15 protein-coding genes are annotated in these 13,935 nt (G+C 40.2%); 7 read left to right on the top strand and 8 right to left on the bottom strand.

What is annotated here, in order from left to right:
- The first annotated feature begins 72 nt into the window (after nucleotides 1-72).
- The 3 genes from I6E69_RS03020 to I6E69_RS03010 all read left to right on the top strand — a co-directional run bounded on the left by I6E69_RS03020 (nucleotide 73) and on the right by I6E69_RS03010 (nucleotide 2,582).
- Entirely contained in the window at nucleotides 73-1,293 is a 1,221-nt protein-coding gene (locus I6E69_RS03020; protein ID WP_197120611.1) for a Xaa-Pro peptidase family protein, read from the top strand.
- Between the two features lie 114 nt (nucleotides 1,294-1,407).
- Nucleotides 1,408-2,067 (top strand): DsbA family oxidoreductase, encoded by a 660-nt coding sequence (locus tag I6E69_RS03015; protein WP_008134379.1) that lies wholly within the window; start codon nucleotides 1,408-1,410, stop codon nucleotides 2,065-2,067.
- Between the two features lie 167 nt (nucleotides 2,068-2,234).
- Nucleotides 2,235-2,582, top strand: coding sequence for an energy transducer TonB (locus I6E69_RS03010; protein ID WP_182681587.1), 348 nt, complete (start codon nucleotides 2,235-2,237; stop codon nucleotides 2,580-2,582).
- Nucleotides 2,583-2,661: 79 nt separating this feature from the next.
- On the opposite strand, the gene I6E69_RS03005 is transcribed toward I6E69_RS03010, so the two are convergent.
- The 6 genes from I6E69_RS03005 to I6E69_RS02980 form a co-directional block, all read right to left on the bottom strand.
- Nucleotides 2,662-2,940, bottom strand: a complete 279-nt coding sequence (locus tag I6E69_RS03005; protein ID WP_002959014.1) for a peptidylprolyl isomerase — start codon at nucleotides 2,938-2,940, stop codon at nucleotides 2,662-2,664.
- A gap of 102 nt (nucleotides 2,941-3,042) precedes the next feature.
- A complete protein-coding gene (locus tag I6E69_RS03000; protein WP_024594548.1) occupies nucleotides 3,043-3,465 on the bottom strand; it encodes a thiol-disulfide oxidoreductase DCC family protein in 423 nt (140 codons plus the stop codon).
- Nucleotides 3,466-3,492: 27 nt separating this feature from the next.
- Nucleotides 3,493-4,020 (bottom strand): response regulator transcription factor, encoded by a 528-nt coding sequence (locus I6E69_RS02995; RefSeq protein WP_188161085.1) that lies wholly within the window; start codon nucleotides 4,018-4,020, stop codon nucleotides 3,493-3,495.
- The gene (locus I6E69_RS02990) at nucleotides 4,017-5,258 is read right to left on the bottom strand and encodes a sensor histidine kinase (protein WP_197120610.1); all 1,242 of its coding nucleotides are present in this window, start codon (nucleotides 5,256-5,258) and stop codon (nucleotides 4,017-4,019) included. The genes I6E69_RS02995 and I6E69_RS02990 overlap by 4 nt, the downstream gene beginning before the upstream one ends.
- A gap of 61 nt (nucleotides 5,259-5,319) precedes the next feature.
- Nucleotides 5,320-5,724 carry a DUF4440 domain-containing protein gene (locus I6E69_RS02985; protein WP_024595765.1) on the bottom strand — a complete coding sequence of 135 codons (405 nt, stop codon included), beginning with the start codon at nucleotides 5,722-5,724 and terminating at the stop codon, nucleotides 5,320-5,322.
- Nucleotides 5,725-5,732: 8 nt separating this feature from the next.
- Nucleotides 5,733-7,040, bottom strand: coding sequence for an amidohydrolase family protein (locus tag I6E69_RS02980; protein WP_197120609.1), 1,308 nt, complete (start codon nucleotides 7,038-7,040; stop codon nucleotides 5,733-5,735).
- 153 nt (nucleotides 7,041-7,193) lie between these two features.
- Between I6E69_RS02980 and I6E69_RS02975 the strand changes: the two genes are divergently transcribed.
- Both I6E69_RS02975 and I6E69_RS02970 read left to right on the top strand, forming a co-directional pair.
- The gene (locus I6E69_RS02975; RefSeq protein ID WP_197120608.1) at nucleotides 7,194-8,273 is read left to right on the top strand and encodes a ketoacyl-ACP synthase III; all 1,080 of its coding nucleotides are present in this window, start codon (nucleotides 7,194-7,196) and stop codon (nucleotides 8,271-8,273) included.
- A gap of 70 nt (nucleotides 8,274-8,343) precedes the next feature.
- Complete coding sequence (locus I6E69_RS02970) at nucleotides 8,344-8,730, top strand: VOC family protein (protein WP_024595717.1); 387 nt, start codon at nucleotides 8,344-8,346, stop codon at nucleotides 8,728-8,730.
- Nucleotides 8,731-8,768: 38 nt separating this feature from the next.
- Here the strand turns inward: I6E69_RS02970 and I6E69_RS02965 are convergent, their stop codons facing one another.
- On the bottom strand, nucleotides 8,769-10,133 hold the full coding sequence (locus I6E69_RS02965) for a M17 family metallopeptidase (protein ID WP_197120607.1): 1,365 nt from the start codon (nucleotides 10,131-10,133) through the stop codon (nucleotides 8,769-8,771).
- Between the two features lie 87 nt (nucleotides 10,134-10,220).
- Nucleotides 10,221-10,643, bottom strand: coding sequence for a hypothetical protein (locus I6E69_RS02960; protein WP_002959004.1), 423 nt, complete (start codon nucleotides 10,641-10,643; stop codon nucleotides 10,221-10,223).
- A gap of 103 nt (nucleotides 10,644-10,746) precedes the next feature.
- On the opposite strand from I6E69_RS02960, the gene I6E69_RS02955 reads away from it, so the two are divergent.
- Both I6E69_RS02955 and I6E69_RS02950 read left to right on the top strand, forming a co-directional pair.
- A complete protein-coding gene (locus I6E69_RS02955; protein WP_154902924.1) occupies nucleotides 10,747-10,920 on the top strand; it encodes an oxidoreductase-like domain-containing protein in 174 nt (57 codons plus the stop codon).
- Nucleotides 10,921-11,237: 317 nt separating this feature from the next.
- On the top strand, nucleotides 11,238-13,820 hold the full coding sequence (locus I6E69_RS02950) for a TonB-dependent siderophore receptor (RefSeq protein ID WP_197120606.1): 2,583 nt from the start codon (nucleotides 11,238-11,240) through the stop codon (nucleotides 13,818-13,820).
- Nucleotides 13,821-13,935: the final 115 nt, after the last annotated feature.

Genomic DNA, 13,935 nt, shown 5'->3' with positions numbered 1-13,935 from the left:
AGCCTCTTATCGCATAACATTGAATTTTACCTTGGTATTAATCACACTAGCTAAAAATCCAAGGAGAAAAATATGACCACCATCGGTATTGGTACTCAATCAAGCGAGCAAGCGCTGGCAAGCCTAAGTAACATGACGCAAACGCTGATCCCTATCGCAGCTGACGAACATTTAGAGCGCATAGCCAAGGCGCAAGCGTATATGCTAGCAAACAACATAGATGCAATTTATTTAAACGCTGGCACCAACCTTACCTACTTTACAGGCATGAAATGGTACGCGAGCGAACGTATGGTTGGCGCGATATTACCCGCCCTTGGTGAAGTACAATACATTGCGCCTTATTTCGAAATTGGTTCACTAAACGGGTTTAAAGTAATAGATGGGCCTATTCATGGGTGGCAAGAGCACGAAAATCCTTATGCACTTTTTGTCGAAGTGTTAAAAAAACTAAACATTAATGAAAACGCAACTATTGGCATTGATGAAAGCGCACAATTTTTTATATTCGACGGCATTAATAAAGCGCAAACGGGTTTAACACTCATAAACGCACAACCTGTAACGGCGCATTGCCGTATGCATAAATCAGTTCATGAACTTAGCTTAATGCAACGCGCGATGGACATGACCTTAGCCGTACATCAAGCCACAGCAAGCATGCTTTATGAGGGAATAACCACCACCGAAGTAGAAGCTTTTATTAAGCAAGCACACCAAAAAGTGGGTGCACCAGGTAACTATTTTTGTATTGTTTTATTTGGTGTTGCAACGTCTTTCCCGCACGGTGTTAAAGGTGCCCAAATACTTAAAAAAGGCGATATGGTACTAATTGATACTGGCTGTAAAGTACACGATTACCTATCAGATATAACCCGTACCTATGTATTTGGCGAACCAACAATGCGCCAACGGATGTTTTGGGATCATGAAAAAGCAGCGCAAATGGCCGCGTTTAATGCAGCTAAAATTGGTGCTACGTGCGAAGACGTTGACGCGGGCGCACGTAACTATTTAGCAGCGCAAGGGCTAGGCCCGCAGTACCAAACACCGGGTTGCCCACACCGAACGGGGCACGGTATTGGGCTAGATATTCACGAATGGCCATACTTAGTTGGCGGTGATAAAACCCCACTTGCCCCAGGCATGTGCTTTAGTAACGAGCCAATGTTAGTTATACCCGATGAATTTGGCGTGCGTTTAGAGGATCATTTTTACATGACCGACAACGGCCCTCATTGGTTTACACAACCAAGTTATAGCATTGACGACCCATTTGGGCTTAACGCTTAAAACTGAATACCTTCAAGAGCAGCTGTTTAGCTGCTCTTTTTAGTTTGGTATTGATAAAGTGCAGTTCATCCCAATATCCCCTGTTATACCAAAGCAATCCTCAAAAGGATAAATATGAAAAATTTTAAAATTGATATCGTTTCAGACGTAATGTGCCCTTGGTGTGTAGTGGGTTATAAAAACCTAGAAACTGCACTAGAGCAACTCAAAGACGAAATGAGCGCAGATATTACGTGGCATCCTTTTGAACTAAACCCAGATATGCCAATTGAAGGTCAAGACTTAAACGAACACTTAATGCAAAAGTACAACTTAAGTGAAGAGCAAGGCGACGAAAATCGTAAAAATATGTTCGAAGCCGGTCAGCGTGCTGGGTTTACCTTTAATTTTGATGGCAAACGCATCATGATCAACAGCTTTGATTTGCATCGTTTATTAATGTGGGCACGTGAAGAAGGTAAGCAAACCGAATTAAAACTCGCCTTTTTTGAAGCGCACTTCACTGATTTAAAATACTTAAATCAAGAAGAAGCACTACTCGACGTTGTTGAAAAAGTAGGTCTTGATAAAGAAACTGCGCGCGGTATTCTACATTCAGACAAATACGTACAAGACGTACGCCAAGAGCAAGACAACTTTAAACAAATGGGTATTACTTCAGTACCTACGTTTATCATAAACGATAAATATGCACTTACTGGCGGACAACCAAGCGACTCATTCATTCAAGCACTAAAACAAATTAGTGAAGAAGAAGCTAAGCAAGACGCTTAATACACAAATATAGTTTAAAATTAAGAAAGGCTGCACATTGCAGCCTTTCTTGTTTATTCATCAGTTCAAAAACAATACAAATTTATTATTTACCTTGAATCTCTTTTGGTGTCATTATAGAAACGACATCTAACAAATCGATAATCATACCTACAAAGGGATTTATAATGAAATATATAATTACAACATTGACGTCACTGTTTCTTTTAACCGCTTGTTCGACAACACATCTACCTGATAGCCCTAACGCTACACTGATAATGCCCAGTCCTGCGGAGTATCCAATTAAAAGTGTCCGTGAAAAAATTGAAGGTAGTGTGACAATGTCTTTTGATGTAGATACATCTGGTAAGCCAGTTAATATTAAAGTGATTAAAGCTGAGCCTGTGAAAATTTTTGATAAAGCAGCGATTCGCTCTCTTTCTAAATGGCGTTATGCACCTAAAGTAGTTAATGGTATTGCGGTAGTTGATGAAGACTTAGAAATGACTATAGATTTTAATTTAGCAAAATAATAACTAACTAAAACTAAAAAAGCTGCACATTGCAGCCTTTTTCTATACAGCGAAAGTTACTTCTTTACTTAAAAGTAAACTAAGTACGATAAAGTACTTTAATTACATGCCAGCCAAATTTAGTTTTAACTAGGTGGGGTTCTAAAATTGCGCCTTTAAATGCAATTTTGTCAAACTGTGGAACCATTTGTCCGCGTCTAAATTCACCTAAGTCACCGCCTTTTTTACCCGATGGGCATGACGAATACTTTTTAGCTAAGGTTTGAAATTTTGCACCTTTACCTAATTGCTTAATAATATCTTCTGCAATTTCTTTGTGCTTAACCAAAATGTGAAGTGCATGTGCTGTGTTTGCCATGAAAAAAGCCTTTTATACCGTTAGCTAAAATTAAACGCGGCGATTTTAACACAACCTCATAAACCTAGCATCTACTTATACTGCAGTGTATTAATGCCTAATTTATAAATAATGTTTAGCATCATCTGGGTTGGAAATTCTGCAATACTGATATTTTCCAAATAAGGTATAGCGGTTTAAAGCAACCCTATCGTATAACCAATTATTAAAACTATTTGGCAAAATACTAAATACGTTTGCTAGCTTGTATGGGTAACCTAGCTGCTTAACAACATTAAAAAAAGCATGGCTTTGTGTAAATGCTTTACCATTTTCAACAAGCACCATTGAAGCGTATTCACTGGTTGAAAAACCAAAGTGTGTTAACAACAGTTCTCCTTTTGAAGATTGCACGCTGCATAATTTAAAAATAGTATTTTTATCGTGAGCAATAATAAAATTACACCACGCGCTGCACAGCTTACATTGCGCATCAAATAAAATAACTTTTTGGTTTTGCATTAATATAGCTGCATCATCGCTCATATCACTTTCCTTAAATTAAGTACTAAATTACTGCTGCACCGGCTTTTTTTGTAATTTGCGCTGCAAAGTACGTCTATGCATATTAAGTTGCCTTGCGGTAACCGACACATTGCCATTATTACTGTGTAATACTTGTTGAATATGCTCCCACTCTAAACGCTCCGGCGACATAACCGCATCATCAATAGCACTCGATGCCGATGCCACAGGCTCAGTGTTAAGCGCTTTTAATAAAGTTGCCATATCAACCGGCTTAGTAAGGTAATCGTTTGCGCCTAAACGCATTGCCTCTACTGCGGTTGCTATACTTGCAAACCCAGTTAGTAAAACAATATGAGCCTGAGTGAGCAAACTACGCAGCGGTTTTATGAGTGCAAGTCCGTTATCGTCGCCCAGTTTCATGTCTAATAAAACAAAGTCGGGCAATAGTTTACGCGCGGTAAGTAACGCATCACTTTGATTATGCGCCACCTCACAGGTAAAGCCCTGTTTAGTTAAACGCCTTGCCAGTGTGCTGGCTAAATTAATGTCGTCTTCAATTATAAGTAACTTCATGAGGCGTTATTCTCAGTGTTTACAATAGCGAGTTTAACTTTGGCGACAGCGCCGCCATCTGCATGGTTAAACAAGGTAAGTGAGCCATTTAAACGCTCAAAAGTAACGTTTGATAAAAGCACAGCAAGCCCCATTCCTTGATCGCTTGGCATAAGTTGCCCGCCAAGCTCTGCTAATTGCGATGATGAAAAGCCACGGCCAAAATCGCGAATTAACAAGTAAACGCATTCACTATGTAAGTTATCTTGCTGCCAACTCAGCTCTAATTGAGTTTGGCCTTGTTTTTGATTAGCGAGCGCGGCATTTTGCAATAAATTTAAAATAGCAGGCAATAACATCGCATCACTCAATAGCGTTGCCGCAATAGGTGGCGTTATCCATTTAATGTGCTGATCAGGGTATTGCAGTAAAAGCGTATCTGTAATTTGCGTTTGCAGTTGCTTTACGGTGGTATGCTCTTGCGAATTTTTAAGGCGTAATTGCTCTGAGAGTTTTCTAAAGTCGTTAAGTTGCGTACTACACTGAGTAAGCGGCGCTTGCATGTGCTTAACAATAGGGTTGTTTGGCTGGTCTTCTAATAACTCTTCAAACAATAGCTGTAAATTTGCAATTGGGGTCGCTAGTTGATGGGTGATTTGTGCAGCAGCCCCATCAAGGGTAACAAGCTGTTCATTACGCAATTGTTTTTCACGCACGTTTGCAATAATTCGCTCTCGCTCTTTAAGTGCCCTGCTCATTGCGCCAATAACGAGGGCAATTACGCTGGCACTTAAAACAAAATTAACCCACATGCCAATAAAATGACCACTCATATTCATTTGATGCATACTGTGATCGGGCATCTTTATAAGTAGCAAACTGTATGCGGCAATGGCTAATACCGCAATATAAGCTAATCCTTTTTCTCGCAGCGTAACAGCAGCGATCATTATTGGGAGCAATAACAGCGAAACAAATGCATTAGTTGCACCGCCGCTTAGCGATAGCAAAACCGTTAAAAATAATACGTCTGCAGTTAGCTGCATCAACATACCCAAAGGTTTAGCACGGCTTACATTTCGATAAGCAAATAGGCTAATAAGCTGAAACACAGCCTCAACGGCAATAACAATAAGTAAAGGCAGTAATGCAATTTGATGTTCTAGTAAAAAATAAACGCTAAGTACCGCAATTAATTGCACGGCAATCGCGCCGCTTCGCAGCATTAATAATCGACTAATGGTGGGGTCGGTACGCATTAACAACAGGTTATTGCCCAATCAAATGTTTAATAAGGTTATTTTAACGGTTATATGATTTTTAATCATCATCCATCGAAATTGAAAACGGCGCACAAGGCGTTCCTTGGTGAAACACCATTTTCCATTGTTCATTACTTTTACGCCAAAGCGACATACGCAATGAATAATTAAACTCAGCGCGAGCAGAGCGCCTAAAAGCAGCTTGGTAACTAAGTTGCACTACATCATCGCTCAGCATTCGGCCCTTAAAATGCTGATTATAAAACTGTGGCACAACCTCGGTAGGTAAGCGGGTAAGTACTTGGTATTTATTAAATGTAGTGCCATTGGCAGCAATTTCGATAAATTCATCATCGAGTAAAGCATCTAATGCGCGCTCAGATTGGCGAACTTCTGGGTCTAGTAACTGGCGCTCAGCGTCAATCAAATGATTAAACAACGACACTTTTATTTTGCTGCTCATAACCTTCCCTATTGTTTATAAACTTGCCCGGCTTTCATAACAAATTGCACGTTTTTAAGTACGTCGATATTTTTAAGCGGTGAGCCATTCACACTGATAATATCTGCTTGTTTACCAACACTCAAGTCGCCAATGAGTGCGCTTTGCCCCAGCAGTTTAGCTGCATGTATGGTTGCTGATTTAATAGCTTGGGCTTCGCTCATTCCATTGTTTACCATTAAACTAAACTCGTTAGCATTGAGCCCATGACGCGACACCCCAGAGTCTGTTCCAAAAGCTATATTAACCTTGTTTTTCAGTGCAAGTTTAAACGAAGCCTGCATTTTTGGAGTCACTTCACGCACTTTGTCGGCTATTGCCGGTAGCATATTTGAGTTTGTAAGCACCTCTTCACTTACCGTTGCACCCGCTAAAAGCGTCGGTACTAAATAAGCCCCCGTTTTTTTAAATAACTTTATTGCCTCTTTATCTAAATAAGAGCCATGCTCAATAGAATCTACACCGGCTTTTAAGGCCGCTTTTATACCTTGTGTACCGTGTGCATGGGCTGTAACTTTACGTCCTAAGTGGTGAGCCGTATCAACAATTGCAATCAGCTCTGCATCTGTAAGTTGTTGGTTAACCCCAGCAGCGGTATTACTTAGTACTCCACCCGTGGCAGTAATTTTAATTACATCAGCACCACTTTTAATTACCTCGCGTACCGCACGGCTACAATCATCCGCGCCATTACAAATACCAATCCCGCCTGTAACCGCATCTGTAATATCTTTTCGATAACCGTGCATATCTGCGTGTCCACCGGTAGGCGATATTGTATTACCCGCTGCAAAAATGCGAGGGCCGTTAATATCATTTCGCTCAATAGCGCGTTTTAGCGGAAATATTACTTTGTGATCGCTACCTAAATCTCGCACTGATGTAAAACCCGCATCGAGCGTACGTTGTAAATATTTAATTGAGCGCAAAGCATAATCGGCATCATATTCTGTTGCCCAGCGGTGAGGATTTGCTTTAGCATCTCGCTCAAACGTAACGTGAACATGCATATCAATGAGACCAGGCATTACAAATTGATTTTTAAGATTGATAATATAGGCATCAGGTAGGTTAAGTTCTGCTTTTGTGAGGTAGCCGTTTTTAATGGCTGTTATTGTGTTATCTGTTATGACTAACGTTTGCTCTGTTTTTACTTTTTGATCTTCGGATGCAAGTAAACTGCCCGCATAAATAATTTTATGCTGTTGAGCAAAAGCCCCATTTGTTATTAATGCCAGCGTTATTGCAGTGAATGTTGTTATTAGTGTTGTTTTCATACTTGCTCCTTTTTTATACTAGCATTACCTTAAATAACCTGTAATTGCGAATATTTACGATACAAAGCATGCTATAAACTAGTCTTGAAAGCCGTTTTTTGGTATAACTCCCCCATTAGTAACACATGTCAGACCACCTTAAGAGAACATACTATGCCTTACGCACATATCACTGGTTGGGGTAAATGCATTCCACCAGCAAGCATTAGCAACGATGAAATTAGTGAAATAGTTGATACCACCGACGAGTGGATAACCACGCGTACTGGCATTAAATCTCGCCGAGTGAGTCATGTAAGTACCGCTGAGCTGGCAACCGTTGCTGCTAAGCATGCTATTGCGTGCGCAGGCATTGATCCTAAAGATATTGATTTAGTGATATTAGCAACCTGTACACCTTCTACTGTTGTGGCAAATACCGCCTCACAAGTGCAAAAAAACATTGGTGCAACAGGCGCTGCCGCAATGGATACAAACGCGGCATGTTCGGGCTTTTTATATGCATTGCAAGCTGCTACAGCACAAATTCAAGCGGGTATGATCAAAAAAGCAGTCGTCATTGCCGCTGAACGTATGACCTGGTATGTAAACTGGGCACGTCGCGACAGCGCTGTTTTATTTGGCGATGGCGCAGGTGCAGTAATACTTGAAGCTGCCGATACCCCAGCGGGTTTACTTGGTACCAAAACCGGTTGTGACAGCGAAGACCGCGATATTTTACACATCACCAACTTTGGTAGCGATTTAAATAAGTATGAGCCAATTGGTCCTTCTGATTTATTATTTGAAGGCCGTGAAATTTTTAAACGTGCTGTAAAAGGCATGAGCGAAGCGTGCGACGATGTACTTAAACAAGCCGATTTAAGCCTTGACGACATTAATGTACTCGTTCCACACCAAGCTAACTTACGTATTATTCAGGCTATTCAGCATCGCTTAAAAGTACCTGACGAAAAAGTAATGGTTAACATTGGTGAGTATGGTAATACCTCTGCTGCGACTATTGCTATTGCGTTATGTGAAGCGGTTGAGCAAGGGTTAATTAAACCGCATTCAAACATTATGTCTGCTGCATTTGGTGCAGGCCTTACGTGGGCTGCAAGTTACATAAAATGGGGCGAACGTGTAACGCCTATTAGTGTAAGCGATGCTGCTTTACCGCCGTGTGATCAAACAGGTTTAGAGCTTGTAGCACCGGCCGTTAAAGCATGTAAAGAAGCGCAGCCTAGCTAACACAACATGTAATAAGCCACATTTAAAACGCACTTATTTAAGTGCGTTTTTGCTTTTTAAGGAATTAAATTTGAAACTTTTAGGTATTCATCACGCTGCGATTATTTGCAGTGACTATACACGTTCTAAACACTTTTATAGCAATGTACTTAAACTTAACGTTATTAATGAGCACTTTAGAGCTGATCGTAATTCATATAAATTAGATTTAGCCATGCCCGATGGTAGCCAAATAGAGCTATTTTCGTTTAATGGATCGCCCGTAAGACCCAGCTATCCCGAAGCACAAGGCTTAAGACATTTAGCTTTTAAGGTAGCGGATGTACAGATTGCAAAAACGTATTTAGAGTCGTGCGATGTAAACGTTGAGGATATTAGAGTGGATGAAATAACCGGCAAAAAGTTTACCTTTTTTGCCGATCCAGATAACTTGCCACTTGAGCTTTATGAGGTTTAAAACTCATAAGCTCAAGTTCTTACTATTGAATCAAAAACTTATTTATTAAAACGATTTTGTAAGTAGTTAAATACAGCACGAATACCTAATGCTTCACCACCCGTTGGACGACCTGGTAATGCACGTAAGTTCCACGCCATTACATCAAAATGTACCCACGGTGTTGTTGGTTCAACAAATTCTTTTAAGTAAAGCGCTGCGGTAATAGCACCACCAAACGGTGTACTTGCACAGTTTGCCATATCGGCTACATCACTTTTTAGTAAGTTTTTGTATTGCTCAAACAGCGGAAGTTGCCAAACAGGATCATGGACACTTAAACCTGCATCAATAATGCCATTTGCTACACCGCGCTCTGTTGAGAAAAAGCCCGGAAGCTCCGTGCCTAACGCAACACGACATGCACCCGTGAGGGTAGCAAAATCAATAATTAGCTCAGGATTATCGTTTTGTGCTTCGCTTAATGCATCACACAATACTAAGCGGCCTTCAGCGTCGGTATTATCAATTTCGACCATAATGCCTTTGCGTGTTTTAACAACATCGCCCGGGCGAAATGCATTTCGCGATACCGCATTTTCAACCGCAGGTACAAGCACTCGTAATCTAATTGGTAAGTTAGCTGCCATAATAAGCTGCGCTAGTGCAATTACGTGCGCCGCGCCGCCCATGTCTTTTTTCATGTTACGCATGCCAGAGCTCGGTTTTAAATCAAGTCCGCCTGAGTCAAAACATACGCCCTTACCGACTAGTGTAATTAATGGAGCATCTGTCGCGCCCCATTTTAAATCAAGTAAACGCGGTTTATTTTCGCTTGCACGACCCACCATGTGAATAGTCGGGTAGTTTTGCTCTAGTAACTCATCGCCAACCCACTGTGAAAATTCGCCATTGTAAGTTGCAGCTAAATCTTCCATAACTTGCGATAAGTGTTGCGGCATCATATCTACCGCTGGGGTATTAACTAAATCACGTGCAAGTGTAATGGCATCAGCTTGTTGGCTAATGCGTTCATATAACGCTTTATCGCTAATGGCTAATTGCGCCTTTGCCGTTGGCTTTTCTTTGTATTCACTAAATTCGTAACCACCAAGTACAAACCCTAAAGCAACCTGCTCTACAAAAGCGCTGTCGCCTTGAATTTGATAAGTACCTGTAGGAAGTGTATTTGCTAAATTACCCGCAGCCCAAAAATCATCGCTGCTTTGCATTAAACAAAATACCTGGCTTAACTCGCCCGTTTTAGCATCAGGAATTAAAGCAACACCTTGCTTTTCAAAACCTGTATTAGTTAACCAATTTTGTATAAATGCAGGCTGCTGTGCTTGCCAGTCAGATAATTCGTTTTTAAGAATAAAAGATAAAGGAATACCAGAAGATGTATGACGTAGTAATGCACTCATTAAAAAGCTCATATAATATAAAAATGGTACTTAAGAGCATATCAATAAGCGCACCTAAAAGGTATCGCTAATTTGAAGGGATTTTAGCTACTTTTTTAAGCTATTTTTAGATTCTTGCTTTTGATTTTCTTGATCTATTTTAGCATCTAGTTCTTTAATAGATTTGTTCATATTAAACGAACTTGGCAGTACATCAACTCCCACCAAACTCCCTAATTTAACAACTAAAGGAATTGTAAGCGGAGCAAAAGGTAATACAGCAAATACACCGAGCCCTAACCCTTTTAAAATATCAACAAATTGCTCATTTGCGCGTTTTAACTCTTCTTTACTTGTGTGGCCTTGAGTGTAACGCCTATAAATAGAGAGCATTTCTTTAGTTTCTTGTTTTTCTTGGGCGAGTGCGATTTTAAGCGCCACCATAGCACGGCGAAAACGCAGCTGTTGGCGTTTTTTACTAATTTTAACTACCCGCCAAGGTGCACGGTGAATAACTTTATATAATCGCATAACTTTTATTTTCACACAGCAGCACAGGTTCACAAAGAATAATTTACTTTCAACACCCTTTAACTTACCCTTTGCACCAAATTAGTATTAAATACATACAACAATGCAGAATATAACAAATCAATTACCGCAAAAACCTGAAAAACCAAAATCTGATGAATGTTGCGGTGGTGGCAGTTGCTGTCCCTGCGTATGGGATGAATACAAAGAAAAATTAGCAGCTTGGCGGTACGCACAAAACATTGAAAACCCCACAAAAAAAGATACAAATAAATAACATTTAAATGCAGTTAGCGCATTAATATTCCCCTCAATAGCCTTATTTGCACTTATTTAGTTCATTTTAGTTTTACTTTGCACCACTGTTGCATTTTTTCTTAAATTGAATCTTTTTGTTATCAAACGGTTAATTAGTAATTGCCCTTCCTGTTTTTTATCTATAGTCTGTAGATAGGACTTCACAAAAAGTAAGCTTAATTGATTAGGCTTTTGAGCTAAAACCTCAAACTTATGTGAAACAAAAAATTAAGTTAAAAACAAATGATGTGAAATTCACATCAAAAATAAGAATTATTCTAACTGGGGAAAATTAGAATGAAATTAAAAAGTAATGCGCTAAACCAAGCAATCAAATTTGCTTTAGCTACAACCACTGCAGGGTTATTTATTTCTGGATCTGCTATTGCGGCAGACGAGCAGGAACAAACTAAAGTAAATAAAAACGTTGAGAAAATTGCCGTAGTAGGTACGCGTTCAGCTCCTCGTTCAATAGGTGACTCACCGGTTCCAATCGACATTATTGGCGGCGAAGAGCTTGAAAAGTCAGGTAACACTGACATGCTTGAACTTTTAAAAGGTGCAGTACCATCGTTTAACGTACACCAAAACCCTATCAGTGATGCGGCTTCTCTTGTTCGTCCAGCTAACTTACGTGGTTTACCGTCAGACAGCACATTGGTTCTTTTAAACGGCAAACGTCGTCACCGTGCTTCTGTAATCGCATTTTTAGGCGGTGGTATTAACGATGGCGCGCAAGGCGCAGATATTTCAGTTATTCCAAGCATTGCGATTAAACAAGTAGAAGTACTTCGCGATGGCGCGGCTGCGCAGTATGGTTCTGATGCAATCGCCGGTGTAATGAATTTCCAACTAAAAGACGCGTCAGAAGGCGGTAAATTAGAAGTTCGCCACGGCCAGTTCTACGAAGGTGATGGCGATACAACTCAAGTATCGGGTAACATTGGTTTACCGTTTACCGACAATGGTTTTGCTAATTTAAGCTTTCAATATAAAACAGCTGATGCAACAAGCCGTTCAGTTCAACGTGCCGATGCTGCAGCACTTTCAGCTGCCGGTGTGCCTGATGTATCTTCTCTTGCACAAGTATGGGGTGCACCAGAAGTAGATGACGATATTACTATTTTTGGTAATGTGGGTTTAGAGCTAACAAACGACTCTGAATTTTACATGTTTGGTAACTACTCTGAACGTGATGTACGTGGCGGTTTTTATTACCGTAATCCGCAAACTCGTTCTGGTGTTTACTCAAATGATGGTGGCGAAACATTACTTGTTGCCGACACAACACCTGATATGAGTGCTAACTGTCCAACTATCACAATAACAGACGGCAATGTACTAGATGATCCTGCTTACATAAATGGTGTAGCAAACAACCCAGATTGTTTTGCCTTTAATGAGATGCTTCCAGGTGGCTTTACACCTAACTTTGGCGGCAACATTACTGATACTTCTTTAACTATTGGTACTAAAGGTCGATTCACTGGTGGCTTCTTAAAAGATACTTACTATGACTTAAGCGGTACTGTTGGCTTAAATGAATCACGTTACTTTATTTACGACACGGTTAATGCCTCTTTAGGTGCAGATACACCACGAGACTTCAGCCCGGGTAAATACGAACAGCTAGAGAAGAACTTTAACTTTGATTTATCAAAAGGTATCGACTTTGGTTTAGCTTATGATGTAAACATTGCCGGTGGTTTTGAGTGGCATGAAGAAACATTTACTATCGTCTCTGGTGATGAAGCATCTTACACAGCAGGCCCTTTAACAGAACAAGGCTTTGGTATTGGCTCTAACGGCTTTCCTGGTTTTAAACCATCACAAGCGGGTGAATTTTCTCGCCGTAACTATGCAGCATATGTTGATGTTGAAGCACCGTTTACTGAAGACTTTTTAATGGGCGTAGCACTTCGATTTGAAGACTACGACAGCTTTGGCACTACCACTAACTACAAAGTAATGGCTCAATACCATTTAACTGAAGACTTAAACGTGCGTGGTTCTGTAAGCAGTGGTTTCCGTGCACCAACGGTTGGTCAAGCTAACGTAAGTAATGTACAAACAAGTTTAGATGGCGGTGTATTACAAGATTCAGCGCTTCTTCCACCAACAAACCCAATTGCAGTGCAATTAGGTGGTACAGAGCTTGAGCCGGAAGAATCACAAAGTTATACGCTTGGTGCTGTATACACAATTGGCGAATTATTTTTAACGCTTGATTACTACAACATCCAAGTAGATGACCGTATTAGCCAATCAGATAAAATCAACTTAAGCCAAGCAGACAAAGATACCCTTGCAGCAGCAGGAGTACCTAATGTACAAGGTCTTGCTCAAGTAAGCTTTTTTACAAACGACTTTGACACAACAACACAAGGTATCGATTTAGTTGCAAACTACACTGCTGAACTAATGGGCGGTAGCTCTACCTTTAGCCTTGCATATAACTGGAATGATACTGAAGTAACTAAATTTAGTGAGATTACAGGTGCGTTTAAAGTTAAACGCTTAGAAGAGGATTTACCTAATCATCGTGCAACGTTCACATTGTCTCAACAATGGGAATCAGTTTCTGCATTTGCTCGTGCAAACTACTACGGCGAATACCAAGGTGTTCACGTTGATTATGATGCAACAGCTAAAACAGCAGATGCTGCAGTCACTATTGATGCTGAAGTAACTTACTTCTTAAATGAATCAGTTAGCTTCTCAGTAGGTGCTCAAAACTTATTCGACCAAGATGCTGAAAAACTTGATTTTGCAGATGCAACGGGCATCCCTAATAACAACTGGGGTGGTCAGTTCTACGAAACATCTCCGTTTGGTATTAACGGTGGCTTTTACTACGCTAAAGCAACATATACTTTTTAAACTATTTTCATGAAGAACCAAAGGCGAAATGTTAAAGACATTTCGCCTTTTTAATTTTATAGTTAATAAAAATAATAATGAACAATACCAATTGCATTGAATAAGTGTTCTATTA

Source organism: Pseudoalteromonas sp. NZS100, from assembly GCF_015864815.1.
GTDB classification, from domain to species: Bacteria; Pseudomonadota; Gammaproteobacteria; order Enterobacterales; family Alteromonadaceae; genus Pseudoalteromonas; species Pseudoalteromonas distincta.
Note: the sequence above shows the minus strand (reverse complement) of the source record. Positions and strands in the feature narration are given on the sequence as shown.